A 2,330-nucleotide genomic window follows, 5' to 3' on the forward strand; every position below is an offset into this window, starting at 1 on the left:
CCGCGCGCTCGAGCGGGCCGAGTCGCGCGCGGCCGCCGCGCGGGCCGAGGGGTCGACCGCCGCCCCGTTCACGCCGCGCCCCACAGGGCGAACGTGTCGGCGTGCCGGGCCAGCGCGGCCTCGACCGCGTCCGGGTGCTCGGCGTACCAGGCGAGGTGCGCACGACGGACCTCGTCGGCGTCGACGCGCTCGCCACCGACAGCCCAGTGGTCGGTCGGCTCGGCGTCGAGGCCCCAGGCGTCGATCACCGCCTGCTCGCGCGGAGCGTGCACGCTCGACAGCACGGGTCGGCCCGGGTCGACGACGTGCTCGGGCAGGCCCAGGCGCTCGCGGACGCGCGAGGCGAGGGCCGTCCAGACCGGGTTGCCGGGGTGGTTCAGGGTGCGCATCTGGTCGAAGCGCGGCGTGCCGGCCCCGTCGGTGCCCGCACCGACCTCGAACAGGTCCGAGGCGACGACGGTGTCGTGGGCGGCCTCGCGTCTGCGCAGTTCGGCCAGCGACAGCTCGGCGACGGACCGCACGACGACGGGGGTCAGGGCGTCGGCCGGGAGCGGCCGTCCGGCGGCCTCGGCGATCAGTCGGACGTCGTGGTACTCGACCACGGGCGGCACGAGCGAGACGTCGCTCGGCGGGCGCACGATGACGTGCGCGGGGTAGAGGCCCGCGAACCGGACGACGGGCACCCGGACGACCCGCGCCTCCCGGGGCAGCATCGCGGCCAGCTGGGCCGTGCCGAGCGGGAGGTCGTGGTAGTCGTCGCGCACCGGCTGCGAGACGAGCAGGCCGGCCCGGCCGAGCCACCGCTCGAGCTGCGGCAGGTCGGCGGCCGTGAGCTCGTGCACCGGTGGCATGCGGACGGCCGTGAGCCCCGCGCCGTCGAGGAAGATGCGCAGCGACTCGGCCTGGCAATTGCCCACCACGAGGGCGATCGCGCCGTCGCCCTCCGGCTCGCTCAGACCGTAGAAGTCGCCGTAGTGACGGGTGCGGCCGTCGGGTTCGGTTCGCTGTTCGGACATGCTTCCCTCCGGCCCGCGCTCGGAACGGACAAAGGGGGTCGCGCGGGCCTATGTTGAGTCAACAGCGACTTCCCCGGTCGCGTCATCCTTTCCCGCCGCCAGCCCCGGCACACCTCACCCGCATCGTCGCGGGTGCTCGTCGTCCCGCGAGACAGGCCCCGCGCCGGTCCGGCACGGCGAGCGACCTGATCACGCCGAGGAGGCCCCGATGACCCATCACGCCCCGACGTCGCCGTCGACCCCGGCCCGCGCCGTCGTCGCCCCGGTCGCCCCGATCCGCGTCGCGTCGGTCCCGGCCGGCCACCCGTACGTCCGTTCGCTGCTCGACCCCCTCGACACGTCGGGACGCGTCGTGCACCTCGCCGACCCGCTTCCCGACCCCGCGGAGCCGGCCCGCTGGTGGCCCCCGGTCGTGCTCGACGCCGCCTGGCTGCGGGCGCACGCCCACGAGGTCGACCTCCTGCACGTGCACTTCGGCACGGAGTCGTACCCGACCGAGCACCTCGTCGCCGTCGTCGAGACCCTGCGCGACCTGCGCCTGCCGCTCGTGTACACGGTGCACGACCTGACCAACCCGCAGCTCGTCGACCAGGCGCCCCACCTCGAGCACCTCGACGTGCTGGTCCCGGCCGCCGACGAGTTGATCACCCTCACCGACGCGGCCGCCGACGAGGTCGAGGCCCGGTGGGGGCGTCGCCCGACCGTCGTCGCGCACCCCGCCATCGCCGACCCCGAGGCCGAGCTGCCCGTCGGCACACCGGGTGACACGGTCGTCGTCGGGGTCCACCTCCGCGACCTGCGCCCGAACGTCGCGGGCGTCGAGACCGTCCGCACCCTGCTGGCGGCGGTCGACGCCCTGCGCGCCACCGGTGCCGCCGTGGAGGCGCGGGTCGACCTGAACGAGCGCGTGCGCGACCCCGAGCAGGCCGAGCGCATCCGCGAGCTCGTCCGCGCCGCCGGCCCGTCGGCGACCCTCGCCGAGCACCCGCGCCTGACCGACCCCCAGCTCGAGCGGTCGCTCGCCGACCTGGACGTGTCGGTGCTGCCCTACCGCCACGGCACGCACTCCGGCTGGGTCGAGCTGTGCTGGGACCTCGCCATCCCGGTCGCCGCGCCCCGCGTCGGCCACGCGGCGGCGCAGCACCCCGAGGCCGGCACGACCGCCTCGTTCGACCTCGACGACCCCGCGTCGCTCGCCGCGGCCGTGATCGCCCTGGTCAGCCCGCACGCCGTCGACGGGACCGCCGACGCGCACGACGACGCGGCCCGCGTGCCGGCCTCGCGCCGCGGCACCCCGCAGCGCGCCGCCCTGCA

At 76.4% G+C, this 2,330-nt stretch carries 2 protein-coding genes; one reads left to right on the forward strand and one right to left on the reverse strand.

The genetic code is table 11. The annotated features are described in order from the left end of the window. Positions 1-68: 68 nt before the first annotated feature. A complete protein-coding gene (locus tag SZ60_RS15145; RefSeq protein ID WP_043597395.1) occupies positions 69-1,016 on the reverse strand; it encodes a WcbI family polysaccharide biosynthesis putative acetyltransferase in 948 nt (315 codons plus the stop codon). 208 nt (positions 1,017-1,224) lie between these two features. Here SZ60_RS15145 and SZ60_RS15150 point away from each other — a divergent pair. Further along, positions 1,225-2,330 (forward strand): glycosyltransferase (locus SZ60_RS15150; RefSeq protein WP_052505452.1); only part of this gene is annotated, 1,106 nt, incomplete at its 3' end.

The organism is Frigoribacterium sp. MEB024 (genome assembly GCF_000878135.1).
GTDB lineage: Bacteria > Actinomycetota > Actinomycetes > Actinomycetales > Microbacteriaceae > Frigoribacterium.